The sequence below is a fragment of the Candidatus Bathyanammoxibius amoris genome, assembly GCA_024451685.1.
In the GTDB taxonomy this organism is placed as follows: Bacteria; Planctomycetota; Brocadiia; order Brocadiales; family Bathyanammoxibiaceae; genus Bathyanammoxibius; species Bathyanammoxibius amoris.
Genome location: JAMXCW010000003.1, coordinates 209742 through 223880, shown reverse-complemented (window position 1 = coordinate 223880; position 14139 = coordinate 209742). Strand labels below are relative to the sequence as shown.

The 14139-nt window shown below is 51.7% G+C and carries 14 protein-coding genes and 1 pseudogene; 10 read left to right on the top strand and 5 right to left on the bottom strand.

Annotated elements, in window-relative coordinates:
- A pseudogene (locus NOU37_03515) lies at positions 1-110 on the top strand (recombinase family protein).
- Complete coding sequence (locus tag NOU37_03510) at positions 111-1187, top strand: recombinase family protein (protein MCQ4574304.1); 1077 nt, start codon at positions 111-113, stop codon at positions 1185-1187.
- Here the strand turns inward: NOU37_03510 and NOU37_03505 are convergent.
- Positions 1135-2217 carry a YifB family Mg chelatase-like AAA ATPase gene (locus tag NOU37_03505; protein MCQ4574303.1) on the bottom strand — a complete coding sequence of 361 codons (1083 nt, stop codon included), beginning with the start codon at positions 2215-2217 and terminating at the stop codon, positions 1135-1137. The genes NOU37_03510 and NOU37_03505 overlap by 53 nt on opposite strands.
- Before the next feature lie 173 nt (positions 2218-2390).
- Positions 2391-2588: a DUF542 domain-containing protein gene (locus NOU37_03500; protein MCQ4574302.1), complete on the bottom strand. Its 198-nt coding sequence runs from the start codon at positions 2586-2588 to the stop codon at positions 2391-2393.
- A gap of 491 nt (positions 2589-3079) precedes the next feature.
- Here NOU37_03500 and NOU37_03495 point away from each other — a divergent pair, with 491 nt between their 5' ends.
- Together NOU37_03495 and NOU37_03490 are read left to right on the top strand one after the other, a co-directional pair.
- The gene (locus tag NOU37_03495) at positions 3080-4516 is read left to right on the top strand and encodes a radical SAM protein (GenBank protein MCQ4574301.1); all 1437 of its coding nucleotides are present in this window, start codon (positions 3080-3082) and stop codon (positions 4514-4516) included.
- Positions 4517-4592: 76 nt separating this feature from the next.
- The gene (locus tag NOU37_03490) at positions 4593-5543 is read left to right on the top strand and encodes a tetratricopeptide repeat protein (GenBank protein MCQ4574300.1); all 951 of its coding nucleotides are present in this window, start codon (positions 4593-4595) and stop codon (positions 5541-5543) included.
- 91 nt (positions 5544-5634) lie between these two features.
- On the opposite strand, the gene NOU37_03485 is transcribed toward NOU37_03490, so the two are convergent.
- From NOU37_03485 to NOU37_03475, 3 genes are all read right to left on the bottom strand, one after another.
- Positions 5635-6243: a TetR/AcrR family transcriptional regulator gene (locus NOU37_03485; GenBank protein MCQ4574299.1), complete on the bottom strand. Its 609-nt coding sequence runs from the start codon at positions 6241-6243 to the stop codon at positions 5635-5637.
- A 662-nt stretch (positions 6244-6905) separates the two neighbouring features.
- Positions 6906-7340, bottom strand: a complete 435-nt coding sequence (locus NOU37_03480; protein MCQ4574298.1) for a hypothetical protein — start codon at positions 7338-7340, stop codon at positions 6906-6908.
- A 3-nt stretch (positions 7341-7343) separates the two neighbouring features.
- Complete coding sequence (locus NOU37_03475) at positions 7344-7769, bottom strand: hypothetical protein (protein ID MCQ4574297.1); 426 nt, start codon at positions 7767-7769, stop codon at positions 7344-7346.
- A 425-nt stretch (positions 7770-8194) separates the two neighbouring features.
- Here NOU37_03475 and NOU37_03470 point away from each other — a divergent pair, with 425 nt between their 5' ends.
- The 6 genes from NOU37_03470 (at position 8195) to NOU37_03445 (ending at position 14098) form a co-directional block, all read left to right on the top strand.
- Positions 8195-8662 carry a hypothetical protein gene (locus NOU37_03470; protein ID MCQ4574296.1) on the top strand — a complete coding sequence of 156 codons (468 nt, stop codon included), beginning with the start codon at positions 8195-8197 and terminating at the stop codon, positions 8660-8662.
- 23 nt (positions 8663-8685) lie between these two features.
- Positions 8686-10212 (top strand): cbb3-type cytochrome c oxidase subunit I, encoded by a 1527-nt coding sequence (locus NOU37_03465; GenBank protein ID MCQ4574295.1) that lies wholly within the window; start codon positions 8686-8688, stop codon positions 10210-10212.
- Positions 10212-10763 carry a cbb3-type cytochrome c oxidase subunit II gene (locus NOU37_03460; GenBank protein MCQ4574294.1) on the top strand — a complete coding sequence of 184 codons (552 nt, stop codon included), beginning with the start codon at positions 10212-10214 and terminating at the stop codon, positions 10761-10763. The genes NOU37_03465 and NOU37_03460 overlap by 1 nt, the downstream gene beginning before the upstream one ends.
- Positions 10764-11323: 560 nt before the next feature.
- Positions 11324-11860 (top strand): PDZ domain-containing protein, encoded by a 537-nt coding sequence (locus NOU37_03455; protein ID MCQ4574293.1) that lies wholly within the window; start codon positions 11324-11326, stop codon positions 11858-11860.
- A 29-nt stretch (positions 11861-11889) separates the two neighbouring features.
- On the top strand, positions 11890-13137 hold the full coding sequence (clpX, locus tag NOU37_03450) for an ATP-dependent Clp protease ATP-binding subunit ClpX (protein ID MCQ4574292.1): 1248 nt from the start codon (positions 11890-11892) through the stop codon (positions 13135-13137).
- 148 nt (positions 13138-13285) lie between these two features.
- Positions 13286-14098 carry a serine protease gene (locus tag NOU37_03445; protein MCQ4574291.1) on the top strand — a complete coding sequence of 271 codons (813 nt, stop codon included), beginning with the start codon at positions 13286-13288 and terminating at the stop codon, positions 14096-14098.
- Positions 14099-14139: the final 41 nt, after the last annotated feature.

The window sequence follows — 14139 nt, the reverse complement described above, 5'->3', positions numbered from 1 at the left end:
ACCTAATCTCTCTTCAAGAATCCATTGATACCTCAACTCCTGCCGGACGACTCTTTTACACCGTAATTGCGGCCATGGCCCAATGGGAAAGAGAAGAAATAGCCGAACGGGTGGCCGCCTCTGTCCCTATCAGGGCAAAATTAGGTAAACCCCTAGGGGGTCAAGCCTCTTTTGGTTATCAATGGAAACACAGGAAATTAGTTCCTAATCCCAATGAAGTCCCAGTAAGGAAGCTAATATATGAACTATTCCTAGAGCATAAGAGAAAAAAAACAGTGGCCAGACTCCTCAATGAAGGGGGACACCGCACCAGAAAAGGCTCAAAATTCTCTGATACAACCATAGATAGGCTCTTACGGGACGCTACGGCCAAAGGACTCCATCGGGCCAATTACACCAGGAGTCTTGGCAGGAACGAAAAATGGACTGAAAAGCCAAGAACTGAATGGATATTTACAAAAGTAGAGGCAATTGTCTCTGAGGAAATCTGGGACCAGTGTAGCCATATCCTAGAAGAGCAAGACAAAAAGAATAAAAGACCAACGCGTAAGGCCGTCCACCTTTTCACCGGCTTTGCCTTTTGCACCTGCGGACACAAGATGTATGTCCCTTCTAACTCGCCAAAGTATATATGCTATAAATGTCGTAATAAAATCGGGGTCAATGACCTAGAAGAAATTCTCCATGAGCAACTCAAGACCTTCCTTTTCTCGCCCTCTGAAATTGCAGGTTATTTAGATAAGGCAGATAAAGCAATCAAAGAAAAAGAAGAACTTTTAAAGTCTATCATCCAGGAAAGAAAAAGGGTTGAACAGGACATGAATAGGATTATGAAACTCTATCTAGATGACAAGATTACCCCTGATGGCTTTGGGAAAGAATATAAACCATTGGAAAAGAGATTAAAACAAATAGAAGACCAGATTCCTGAACTACAGGCAGAAATAGATTTTCTTAAGATTCAATACCTATCCAGTGATGAAATCCTCAGTGAAGCCAAAGACCTATATACCCGTTGGCCCCAACTTGGAGAGGAAGAAAAACGGAAAATCGTGGAAAATATTACTGAGCAACTCGTTATTGGAAAAGAAGATATAACAATCAACCTCACCTACCTTCCCCCTTCCTCTAAAATCATGACAGATGGGCAACGAAACCGCAGGGGTTCATGGCCCCTACAAGCATGACGTTGGCCGGATATGTCACCGTGTTTGCGGCCCTGGCTATTGTTATCCGCCCGGCCTCAAGGGGCTGTCTCAAGGCCTCAAGCGTATTGCGGTCAAACTCCGGAAGCTCGTCCAGAAAAAGCACACCATGGTTCGAGAGGCTCAACTCGCCGGGCCTTGGGAACGTGCCCCCGCCGACCATCCCCGCCTCGCTTATCGTATGGTGAGGCGTGCGAAAGGGCCGTGTGGCCACCAGCGAGTGGCCGTGGCCTATCAGGCCGGAGACGCTGTAGACCCTGGTGGTCTCCAGCGATTCCTGGGGCAGGAGCCTCGGGAGTATGGTCGGCAGCCTCTGGGCCAACATGGTCTTGCCGCCGCCCGGCGGTCCTATCATAAGAACGTTGTGCCCGCCCGCCGCCGCCACCAGGATCGCCCTCTTGGCATGCTCCTGTCCCTTGACGTCTGAGAAGTCCACGTCGTAACACGCGGACTTCTCGAACATCTCTTCCAGGCTGACTTTTACGGGGTTTATGTCTAACTGACCGCTCAGGAACCCTACCGTGTCGGTGAGAGAAGTCACCGGAATAGCGTCCAGCCCCTCCACCACGGCGGCCTCCTGTGCGTTTGCGCCGGGGATGACTATGCCCCTGTAGCCCTCTTCTTTCGCCTGCATAGCCATAGACAGGCACCCGTTTATGGCCCTCACCCGACCGTCCAGTGATAGTTCTCCCACTATCAGGTAGTCCTTTAATTTGGGCGCCTCAATCTGTTTGCTGGCCACAAGGACGCCGATTGCAATGGGGAGTTCAAACGCGGGGCCTTCTTTTTTCCGGCTGGCGGGGGCGAGGTTGATGGTAACGTGGTCAAACGGGAAACGGTAGCTGCTGTTGGTGAGCGCGGCCCTTACGCGGTCACGGCTCTCCTTGACCGCCTGGTCCGGGAGGCCGACTATTACGGTATACGGAAGCGTCCCCCGGCTCACGCACACCTCTATCTCCAGCACATAAGCCTCTATGCCATAGACGGCGGCGCTATAGACCTTGGCGAGCATATAATGTCCCTGAGCGAAGGTATAGAGAAGACACGGCCCCCGGAAAGAACGGATATAAAACTTTTACAAAGCTGAGTATAGCTTACACAAGACCATGCCCCAGACAATTAATGCGGCACGGTGTCAGATTCGTTAATCAGGACAACACTCTGGACGGTAGTGGTGGCAGCATCCTAGGCCACTTCGGCAACTATCTTGTTCAGCTCTTCCACAAGTTTGTCCACGTCCACGCCGTCGGACGTGGCGGTTGTCTCTATGGAACAAGCCCCGCCGCAGCAGGAATCTACCTTGTACTGGACAAACACCTTGAGCGTCTTGGGATACTTCCTAGTCACGTCGTTAATAATCATGTCCTTGGTAATCAATGCCATCGGCTTTATGCACCTCCTCGTTCTTTTACACGGTCTCTGCTACACTGCGATTTTAAACTATTTCCGCCATGAACTCAATCCCCTGTTTTGCAAGTAGACCTTAAACAAGGGGACACCCTCCCCCTACCCCCTCCCTTGAGGGGAGGGGGTAGAAAGGTAGGCAACGACCTTTATGGTCGTTGGTTATGTAGTTCAACGAGGTAAACCTCGTTGTCCACCATAGAAGAGGCCTCTGCAAAACTCCCCAGAATTGTCATTCTGAGGAAGTGAAACGACCGAAGAATCTAGTATTTTGAGATTCTTCGCTTCGCTCAGAATGACATAAGGCCCTGTAGCAACTTTATCAGAGCTCTCTAGAAATGAAAACACCTCCTAAAAACCGTACACTAAAGGGCAATAAATTCCCTTGAAAGCGCCCCGTCCAGATAATATAATTTAGAAAATCACCGATGTATTTATTCTAAAGACTAAATACCTACAGTAGGGGAAACATGAAAAAGCTTGTCCTTATAAACCCGCATCCTCAGGACCATTTTGGCGAGGAGAATATCTCCGTGCTGGTGCAGATGCCCCTGAATCTGGGTTATCTCGCGGCACTTACGCCGAAGGACTGGGAGGTGGAAGTAATAGACGAGTGTATTGAAGTCGCTATCGACGGAGATACAGGGGACTTCACCTTCGACACGTCCGACGTCAAGCTGGTCGGCATAACAGCGGTGTCTTATCAGGCCCCCAGGGCATACCAGATAGCCCGCGCATGCAAGAAACACAATATACCTGCCGTTATCGGCGGACCCCACGCCTCTACCATCCCCGATGAGGTGGCCGCTAACGCTGACGCCGCCGTGGTGGGCGAAGCGGAGGGCGTATGGGCAGAGTTGGTCCGTGACGTGGAGAAGGGACAGCTCAAGAAACAATATCTCGGCGGTCTCACCCCCTTAAACAAACTCAAGGGCGTCCATCCCGACAGAGAACTGCTGAAGAAGAAATACGGCTACAGATACTCTTCCATAATAACCACGCGCGGGTGTCCCAACAGCTGCGACTTCTGCGCCGTACCCATATTCCAGGGCAGGAAATACAGGGAGCGGCCAGTGGAAGACGTGCTCGCAGAGATGGCCGCAACCGACTATAAGGGCCTCATGTTTGCCGAAGATAATTTTTACGGGCACAGTAAGGTCTCAAACGAGCGGGCACGCTCGCTGTTCAAGGGAATGACCGAGAGGAATATCATCAAGGACTGGTTCGGCTTTACCGCCCTCAACACGACCTCCGATGAGGAGTGTCTGAAGTACATGGCCTCAAGCGGCTGCCTGGGGATTCTCATCGGCATAGAATCCCTCGACGAAGAGGTGCTGAAGAGCATGAACAAGCGCGTGAACATCCGCATGGGGGTAGAGAGTTATATAAAGGGCATCGAGAACCTCCACCGCCATGGAATCATCTGCTGGGGTTCGGTAATCTTCGGTACGGACGGCGACAAGAAGGATAATTTTAAACGCATGACTGATTTTGCCCTGGAGGTGGGGATGGACGTCCTTACGTTCGGAATCTATACGCCCATGCCCATGACCGCCAGTTTCGACCGCATGACCAAAGAGGGCCGAATCTTCCGCAACAACTACCCCCGGGACTGGTACTACTACAACTCAAACCACCTGGTGTTCGGGCTGAAGGACATGCCGCTGGAGGATTTCATCGAGGGCATGGAGTACGTCTACGAAAACCTCTACTCCAGGGAGGCGCTCAGGAAACGCTTTGATAAGACCCTGCGTGAGACCAATAACTCAAAGAACGCCATGTTCGCCTACAGGGTTAATATAGACTGGCGCATGGTCTTTAAGAGTGTGATAGACGACCTGAAAATACTGTCCGACTCAGGTGTCTACAACGGGGTTAAATCCAGGTCTAAAGTAGCTATGACGTAAACAATCTATTCCCTTTATGCCAGTTAGGGCATTCGCCCACTAACACGCGAGGCCCCATGAATTGTATACTTTCAGCATGAAAAGCCTTTACCCCTTAATTATCACCTCCCTCTTCCTGTTGCCGTCCCCTGCGCGCGCCGCCGTTGACCCTGCGACTATTCAGCTGTATCATGCGGCCCTGCAGAAAATGGAACGTCCGTTCAAGAGCGAGGACTTCAGGCTTGCCGGACTTGATTCCGCAAAGGATTACGACGACCTGGCCCAAATCTACATCGAGGCCGGTGATTACACAAAGGCCCTTGAGACCACGATGAAGGCGCTTGAGCTTAACCAGTTTGATCCAATCGCAAACCTGAACGCCGGGCTCATCAACTATGAACAGGAGGATTTCGAGATGGCCGCCTATTACCTCAGGTGGGCACTCATCATTGTAAAGAAGGCACAAAAAGAACGGGAGGTTCAACTGGGGGAGGACCTCCTTTCAACGCAGGAACCGGCCGCCTATCCGGCCATAGAAGCCCTTCTCAAAAAGGCCGATGAAAAGACCGCCGAAGAGTACCTTCAAAAACAGAAGGAGGCGCATCTGGCCACACTTGCCGCAAGTATGGCGGATCGCGGTAGTTTACTTGACAGGTCAAAGGCAATCTTCGCCACAAAGACCCCTGAGAAGGAAGAAGTCAGACCGGCCGAGGCCGAGAAGTCCGTACAACCACCCCGGAAAAAGACCGACATCGACGCCTTTTATAAGGCAATGGGAGGCATTGGAATGATGCCATTTGTCTCCAGCATCTCCGCCGACGAAGGCAATAGCAACAAGGTCGTTGTAACCACTAACGAGAAATGGAACAAATTATCCTACAAGGAAAGATTGAGCCGTGCAGACAGAATGTGGAGCAAATGGCAGGGAATAAAACGAAGGAGCGGGAGCAAGCACGGGCTATACCGCATACAGTTCGTGGATTCCACGGGAAGAACGGTGGGAGCAAGTAACTGGTTAAATACCAAGGTCTGGGTAAAGAAGGGCTAGTTTTGTGACGGGGACCGGGTTTGACTTAAGCTGTCATTCATGTGCCCCGTCGAACACACTCATTAAAGCCAGCCGGGGTTTTCGGCCCACATTACCCCGCCTTTAACGCGTTCCAGAGAATTTCCGTCACCGGGTCTATGTAGGCGTCCAGATCCTTCTCAAGAACACCCATACGCTTAAAGTCCGAGAGCTTTGTTATCGTCCCTACGATTATCGCGCCTGCGAGGGGAAGTTCTATCGGCTTCAAATCACCCGATACGACACCCTCCCTCACAATCTCAATGATAACCTCGAGAGGTTTGGGCGTGCGTGACAACATCCCCCTTAGTTCGTAGTGAGACGAAAGTATAAGGAACTTGTACAGTAACGGGTCCTTACCGGCAAAGACATAAATGCCGACTATGGCCTTCCTCAACTTATTTTTCGTACCCACCACCCCGTCGAGCCCCTCCTCGAGTTCCTCCTTGAACCGCTTCATGTTCTCATAGAATATCTCCTGCGCCAGCTCATTCTTGCCTTTCCAGTGGCGGTACAACGTTCCCTCCGCAACATCCGCCTTTCTGGCAATATCTTTTACAGTAGTGGCCTTTATACCCTTCTCAGAGAAAAGATGTATCGCGGCTTCTATGATTACAGGCTTCTTTGTGTCAAACACCTTCTCACTACTGCCTTTATCAAGAGACACACTCTCTGGACTCACGGTCAGCCTCCTAAGCGAAACGCGGACTTTCTACGTCCTAAACTGGAGACACTATACCCGCAGTGCGGTAGAAGTCCACGCAAAAATGTGATGTAGAGTATCGCTCTATCGCCGCCAGATCACTTTCATTTGTCGCATCTGATTCCAGCGTGATGATGCAGAGGAAACCACTTAGACAATTAAGTGAACAGATTACTGGGGGATAATGCTGTGAGCATGGCCGCTGCGGACTTGCGTATATCTCCTGCAACGTAGGCATCGTCTAATAACGCAAATAATAATGGACCCGACGAGGCGCCTCTTTCTATTATGGCATGAACGGGGCGAAGACAACCTTGCTGCCAAGGTCTAGTTCATGCCAATGACATCTGCTTTCTTGTGAGCGGCTTCTCACCTATACACAAAAAAGCCTGCGCCGGGTCGAAAGAAGTACCCTAATTAAAGGGTGTGCCTCGTGGGTCCCGGGGGAAAACTTAATCATTACTCTATATTATTTAAAACGCTATATACTGGTGCATGTCAGATTGTCACACATGCCAATAGCGTGAGTGAATATTTACTCAACACTTTACCACAAAATCCCTTCCGGTCAAATAAATTATTAAAATATTTTCTATCTTCCTAGGATAACACTACTTAGAACTCTTAAGAGTTGTGGCGGGTCAGGTCCTGAGGGTAAGTCGTTCAGCTTCGCGCATAGCAGTGGCTTTGTATATATCAGGAGGCTCTATCTCTATCCCTGCAGTATCACAGAAATTCTCCAGCATGATTAAGACGTACATCATCGACATGGCTGATTGAGCGATAAGCACCCCGTGCTTCTCACTCGGCGCCTCTTCGTACAATAAGGCGGCCATCGTCATGACGCGCAGGAGTTCCCTTCCATGCCAGCTTATGGTGCAAAACTGCTTCCATGCCTCCCTGCAAATCTCCCCCTTCGCAAGGGCTTCTTCGGCCTCTGTCTGCACTTTATCGAGATACTCTTCGATCTCAAGGGCCGTTTCTTTGACGTCTTCCAGCTGACTCCCTGTCGCTACGTAAGTACTGACTACAAGAGGCGTTATTACCATAATCACCGTCATAAACCGGCTAAGCATCGATTACCCCCCCCACTGTCCTCCGGCTTTAACAAATAACCCTTCAAACGGCTCGGGAATCTCTATTCCCTCTGTCATCAACAGCCTTTGCAGCAAGGTAAGCCTCACTATCATCTCGTATGAAGACTTTGTCACAAGCTGCCCATAAGGGTCTTCTACCGGGGCCTCCTCATAAAACAGCACAGACATCACAAAGAGGTGTTGATAGTGGCTGGCGCTTTTATCCAGGAAATCGTACTCTTCCCACACGTCAGTAGAAACCTGCCCTCCCACATAGGCATCTTCCACAACCTCTCTCACCGTGGCAAGGTATTCCTCCACATCCCTGGCCGCCTGTTTTGCACCCTCTACACCGCTTGTGTAATAGACGGGTGGGAGCTCATAAACCCCTACGTTAAGCGCTATTACGGCTGCTAATATGAACTGCATGGCATAACCCTTTCATACACATCTGAGGCATAAATCCCTCTAACATATTATACTCCATACCACTGTCCTTCTCAATGAAGGGACGGACAGCGGGGGTCGCGTATTAGCCTTGCCTTCTGCCCTCCTACTATAGATAATCGCAATGGTCATGCCAAATATTGCATATTTTTGAGGGAATCCACCCGCGATATGTGACCCCAGGTCGAAGACAAGAAAAGCACCCGGCCGGGGGGCCAGGCACTGGGAGAGGGTGTAAATATTTTGACTTAAATTGTGGCGTTTGTTAATATTTGCCACTATCATATCTTGGGGATTTCCGCCGGCGATGCCGCAGCCTGTACAACTGTTTCCTGTGCAGGCAATTTCCCCGCCGCTGGACCGCCCCTTCCGGGGACGTTGAAAGTTACTGGGAGCTTAATTCGATTATGAAGAAATTCAGTGTTTTCGTCATCTTGTCTCTAATCATCCTGACGCACAATCATTTATGCAGGGACGCATACCCTGAAGGTTCCGGCCCCAACTCGGCCGCTGAGCGGGAAAGGAGTCAGGCAAAACGTCCCATGGCCTGGGACCTTGGCTCCGGCACCGTAGACGTATCCAAATATCCGCCGGACATCCAGTCCTATTACAAGGTTTTTGATAAGAAGTGCGGCAACTGTCACACCCTGGCGCGGCCCCTTAACGCACCATACGCGACACCGGAGGAGTGGAATACGTACGTTAATAAGATGATGCGGAAACCCGGTGCGGCAATGAATAAAGAGCAGGCAAAACAGATCTTCAAATTCCTTGTTTACGACTCGAAGGTGAGGAAGCTTTCCGACCCTGACGCCTGGGAAAGGCACCTTCAGAGCCTGATAGACAGGTTTCAGAAACAATACGGCAGTAAATAAAGACTTCCATCCTGGAAACCATTATGGGCAAGACAAGCGCAGCAGAAGAAAGGCCCGCCGGGGGCCTGGGTCTCCGGGGGTTTTTGAGCGACGCGGAGAACTCCGCCGCCAGGAGCTTCATGCTCTCATCGGTTGTGTGGCTTGGCGTTGTGGTCTCCGTGGCCCTGGTACTGGCGCTGAAATTCGTCTGGCCCGATTTCTTAAGTGGTGTGTCATGGCTTTCCTTCGGACGCCTCAGACCCTTTCACGTCAACGGCGCACTCTTCGGCTGGCTCTCGATGTCAAACATCGGTCTCATGCTCTATATCCTTCCGAAGCTTACCGGTGTTAGACTCTGGAGCGAGAGACTGGCCAACTTGACCTGCCTGCTCTGGAACATCGTCATTCTCGCGTCCGCAGTAACCCTGCCACTGGGCTACACGCAGGGCAGGGAATACGCGGAGCTCGTGCTGCCTCTCGACCTCGGCTTTTTGCTTTGCCTTATCCTGCTCATCTACAACGTCTTTCAGACAGTTGCCGTGAGGAAGGAAAAGGCCATGTACGTAAGCCTCTGGTACTTCCTCGGCACACTGGTCTGGGCGCCGATTATATTTCTGGTCGGCAATAATTTTATGATGGACTGGACCGGACTGGGAGGCCGAGGTGCCGTCCCGGGAATCAACGACGCTATGCTGAACTGGTGGTATGGGCACAACGTCATCGGCATGTGGTTCAGCACACTGGGCCTCGGTATATTTTATTACTTCCTGCCCGTCCTGACGAAGAACCCGCTCTATAGTCACAGGCTCTCCATGATAGGCTTCTGGACACTGGCGTTTTTTTACGTCTGGAACGGACAGCACCACCTTATCTACGGCCCCGGGCCGGACTGGCTGGAAAGCGTTGCCATCACATTTAGCGTCCTTATGGTCATCCCCGTATTTGCCGTGGTGTACAACCTCTTCAAGACGGCGCACGGCAAGTGGCACCTTATGTTCGACAACTCCTACGCGGCCATCCCGCTACGGTTTCTTTTGTTCGGCGGGCTGGCGTATCTGCTTACCTGTACCCAGGGCGCATTGATAAACGCCCCCAGAACCACCAACGCGTATTTCCACTTCACCTACTGGACGGTCGGACACTCCCACCTTGCCTTCCTGGCCACCTTTTCGTTCATAAGCATGGCCGGCATATATTACGCCTTGCCCAGAATAACGGGTGTCCAGATGAGCCGCAGGCTGGCAAACTGGCATTTTGGCCTGCTTGCAACGGGCCTTATCGTCTTCCTCGGCGTACTCCACACCGCCGGGATTCTCCAGGGAGCCATGTGGGCGGCGCAGATTGAGGAAATAGACTTCATGACCGACACCGTCAAATTCGTGCCGGCCATAGAGTTTGTGGACGTGGTAAGGAGCCTGCACCCCTTCTATGTGGCCATACTGGCAGGGGCCTTAATCATGGTAGCCGGCATCATGACCTTTGTGTTTAACGTCCTGAGGACGGTCTGTACGACTCCCTATAAGGCAGGCGGAGAAGCCGGGAGAGCCGGCAGAGGGGAGACAGAGCAATAATGTACACGGTCCTCTTACTACTTATACTGGCCAGCACAATCATCTGCCTAGGCGGTATATATTACAAAAAGAATGTAACCCTCGGCATCCTGGTGCCCGGGGTGTTGCTCCTGATAATAATAGCCTTCGTATCTACCGTGGTGCTTCCCTCTATGGAGAAAATCCCTCCCACCCCCAAGGGCGAGCCCTACACGGAGAAGCAGCTCGTGGGCAGGAGTATATACGTCAGGGAGGGGTGCTGGTACTGCCACACACAGCAGGTAAGGCCGATACAAACGGACGCGGGGCTGGGAGAGGTCTCACAGCCGGGCGACTATGTCAACGACTACCCGCAGGTACTTGGGACCGAGCGTACGGGTCCCGACCTTTCTCACGCAGGCGGCGAGTTTGAGGACGAGTGGCACAGGAACCACTTCAAAAACCCAAGACCGTTAACCCCTGAAGAGGAAGATATGCCCGGGAAGGTGCCCGGCTCCATAATGCCTTCCTTCTCGTACCTGTCCCCTGCGGAGGTGGACGCCCTTATAGCTTACATACAATCCCTGAAGTGAACCGGCGAAAGGACGCCTTTAATGAAACAAAGGCTTTACGCGACACTTGGTAGAGCTCTTCCCTGTACCTGAATCCTGGACAACGTACAGGATACTGTACTCTACTCCAACTGGATAACCCTCTTTGTGGGCGGGCTGTTCTTTACGGGCGCCCTGACCGCCCTCATTATAGCCCGCAGAAGCGGTCATCTGGACCCAAAGGACATGGAGGACGTAAAATACACGATAATGGAAGACTGATATCTGTCGACAGATTGTTAGAAGATATAGGGCCGGGGCTCCGTGCCCGGACAACTCTGGACGCTGGGACATCTGCTATGGGTGACAGTGCACCCATGCGATGTCTTTTCTGGGGACATACGATGGAAGATGACATAAAGATTTCTCCCGATCAAAATAGCGAGGGAGGGACACCGTGGTTTCTCAAGCTGGCCTTTCTGGCACTAATCCTGTGGGCAATCTATTATTTTTGGAAGAACCTTCTGGCCTGTTGCTCCTGACGCGGAAACGTGTTTGGTTTTTCCACTAATTGATATATAATATCTTCCCGGAGGAGTGTCTTGGCCGATAGAATGAGACATATCATTGGATTTTTCCTGGCGGTTTCACTATGCGCGGGCTGTGCCACCGGAGATGAAGCCGCCATGGTATCCGCGCAAAAAACCATTCGGGAGAACGGCATCCTTATCGACGAGGTGGCCGAGAACAGCGCCGCTGAAAGGGCCGGGCTCAGGTCAGGAGACGTCGTCGTCTCATACGAAGGGACGATGATTACAGACCCCTCGTTCGTCGAAAGGGACATTGCCACCTCTCCTGTGGGCAGGACGGTACAGATGACGGTAGTGAGGGGGGGCAAGCTGGTGCGTGTGTACATTCCTATAGAGAAGAAGTCCACCAGGGTGATAAACATTACGGGCTCCAGGAAGAGGCCGGACTATGCCGTACGGCTTGCCGGGGAATGGCTCTGGCTTGGAACCTATCCTTACCCGGTGAACATTACCGACTTGGAAAACGTATTAAGAATGCTGCCCCAATCACTTCAGGGGCCAGAGCAGGAACCAGCCCCCGCCACCATTTTCTCAGTAATCGTACGTTAAAAAACACACACCCGGCCGGAGAACAATTGATGGTGAAAGAGACCGGAAAAGAAGACAAAGACAAGAAGTGCTGCTCCTTCTGCAACAGGGATTATCAGGACGTCAACCGGCTCATACAGGGAAATCCCGACACCTACATATGCGACGACTGTATTCACGCCTGCGAGAAATTGTTAAAGGCCGGGGAGGACGAAAAGAAATGGCCCAAACTGATAGAAAACATACCCGCGCCCACCGCCATCAAGGCGCATCTCGATGAGTACGTGGTCGGCCAGGAGAAGGCCAAGAAGGTGCTGGCGGTCGCCGTTTACAACCACTATAAGAGGATAGTCACCGGTGACTGCGAGGACATCGAGATGGAGAAGAGCAACAATCTGCTGGTGGGTCCCACCGGCTGCGGAAAGACGCTTCTGGCCCGGGTGCTGGCGAAATTCCTCAACGTGCCGTTTGCCATCACCGACGCCACCACGCTCACCGAGGCAGGCTACGTGGGAGAGGACGTCGAGAACGTGATACTGAAGCTCCTCCAGAACGCCGACTTTAACGTCAAACACGCGGAAAAGGGAATCATCTACATCGACGAAATAGACAAGATTTCAAAACGCGGGCCGCACGCCTCTATTACCAGGGACGTCTCCGGCGAGGGCGTGCAGCAGGCGCTGCTGAAGCTCATCGAGGGCACCCTGGCCAACGTTCCTCCCCAGGGCGGCAGGAAACACCCGGAGCAACAGTACATAGTCGTAGACACCACAAACATACTGTTCATCTGCGGCGGTACGTTCAGCGGTATAGAACACATTATCAGCAAGCGGCTGGGCAACAAGGCAATCGGGTTTGACGTTGAGCCTAAAGGGTCGGAATCTCCCGGAGAGCTTGCGGGCCAGACAACGGCAGAGGACCTGATGGAATACGGGCTCATCCCTGAGTTTGTCGGCAGGCTCCACGTGATAGCGCCGCTTACGCCGCTGGGAGAACAGGAGCTCATCGAGATAATGACCAAACCCCGCAACGCACTGGTAAAACAGTACAAAAAGATATTTCAACACGAGAACGCCTCGCTGGAGTTTACCCACAAGGCACTGAAAGAGATTGCCGTAAAGGCGCTAGAACAGCGCACCGGGGCACGGGCCCTGCGGTCCATCTTCGAAGGGTTCATGGTGGACGCGATGTACCACCTGCCCTCACAAAGGAGTACTGACACCTACATAGTCACTCCCGAAGTGGTCACCGGCAAACTCCCGCTGCTCTCCTCCAAAAAACTCCGTAAAAGCGCCTAAATATTTTTCACAGGTACGTCTTTACAAGTTTACGGTTATTCGCAGGAACGGGACGGCAGGGCACACACTGCCCTGCCGTTTGTTATATTGTGTGTTAACACACTTTTACCATGTCAGTAACCGTTATCTAATAGTAAAGGAGGGCTCGATGACATTATTACCGCACGAGTATCTGGACGCGGTGGTGTCCATCGAAGAGGGAACCGCCAAGGATTCCAAATACATAGCGACCGGTTTTATGGTCAGTTTTCATCTCGGACACGGTCTGTGGCAACGTGAGGACCCCTACAAAGTTTTCCTGGTCACCAACCGCCACGTATTTGAGAAGAGAAAACGGGTTATGTTGAGATTCCGTACTACAAAACAGGACGGCGAAAAACTACAGATAGATCTGGTTGATAAAAAAGGCAAGAAAAACTGGCATGAACACCGGGACACAAGGGTGGATATAGCCGTTGCCCCGGTCCCTATAGCCGATCCAGTGAGGGACTATATTGAACGGTTTTCCTTTCTGGAAGAAGCCATCGCATTTAAAGAGGACATACATAACCTGGCCATCACCCAGGCGGATGAAGTCTTCGCCATAGGGTTTCCAGCAGGCCTTGCCGGGGAGGAAAAACACTATGCCATAGTCCGTTCCGGAATCATTGCACGCCTGGACGACGAGATACTTGATAAAGAATCCTCGTTTTTAATAGATTCTTATATGTCCGCCGGTAACAGCGGTGGTCCGGTAGTCTTGAAACCCAGCTTGTACAGTATTAGCGGAACGAAAGCGGTGAATAAAGCCTATTTAATAGGGGTCGTCAGCTCCTACATACCACACGAAGATGTGCCAGCCGGCTCGAAGACACACAAACCCAGGGCGGCGCTTAAAGAAAATTCCGGGTTAGCCTGGGTTATACCTATGGACTGTGTAAGAAACATTGTGCACACGAGCTTTGCCGGGTCTGAAATCTGACAAAACAAAACCCGGCCTTCTGCGGACAACACAGTTTTACA